The following is a 796-nucleotide window of genomic DNA, read 5'->3' on the forward strand; positions in this document are numbered from 1 at the left end:
GGTATCTGGCAGTTGTCCTTGGTCATCAAATTTGGTCGGACTGCGTTGTGCTTCGTGCAGTCGTCCTGTGACATAAGGGCGATCGATGTTGCCGTCAAAAAAGTCGATCACCACAATTTCACCAATGCGTGGCAGGAAGCGTGCCCCATAACCTTCGCCTGCCCATGGAGTGAGTACATCGACCCATGCTGAATCGGTATCGTTGTCGTTACTGCCTGCGCCGCCATCGTGTTGGTGGTCGTCATTTCGAGTGAACAAGAAGCGGACTTTGATTCTGCCCCATTCATCGACATGGATTTCTTCACCTGATGGTCCAACCACTTTAGCGCGTTGTGGATGGGCTGCTGGGCGGTGTTGTAGGGGTTGGTATTCGGGTATGGTTTTGATGCTGCGACGTTGTAGCGTCAGTTGGTTGGCTTGGCGTTCTTCACTCTTGTTTGTGTGCTTGTGGTCTTGCTGCCATTGGCTTTGATCAATCAAGCTTTGGATTTGTTGGTTTAAGTCTTTGGGTAGGTTGTTTTGGTTGTAGTAGTTTTTGGCGATGATCAGAAATTCTTGGTCTGATCCATTATGTTGGTCAATTTCTGGATGTTCGGTCAGTTTAAACCAGTAGCCGACTTGGCTATCGCGTACGGTGGTATGGGCAATAAATTGTTTGGCTTGGGCATCGTGGTAGTGGCTGAGGTTTTGGTTCAGTTTTTCAATTTGGTTGTTGCCTGATGCGGTTGCGCCATCTTCACCATTGAGGTCTTGCATCCATGCTGGGGTGAAGTGCCATGCGTCTTCGAGTCCCAAA

The 796-nt window shown here is 49.2% G+C and carries 1 protein-coding gene; it reads right to left on the reverse strand.

The window, feature by feature from the left end; genetic code table 11:
• Positions 1–796, reverse strand: a 796-nt coding sequence (locus EXE30_RS15725) for a phage baseplate assembly protein V (RefSeq protein WP_228256131.1), incomplete at both ends; no start/stop codon positions are given.

It is taken from the genome of Acinetobacter halotolerans, from assembly GCF_004208515.1.
Classification (GTDB): Bacteria; Pseudomonadota; Gammaproteobacteria; order Pseudomonadales; family Moraxellaceae; genus Acinetobacter; species Acinetobacter halotolerans.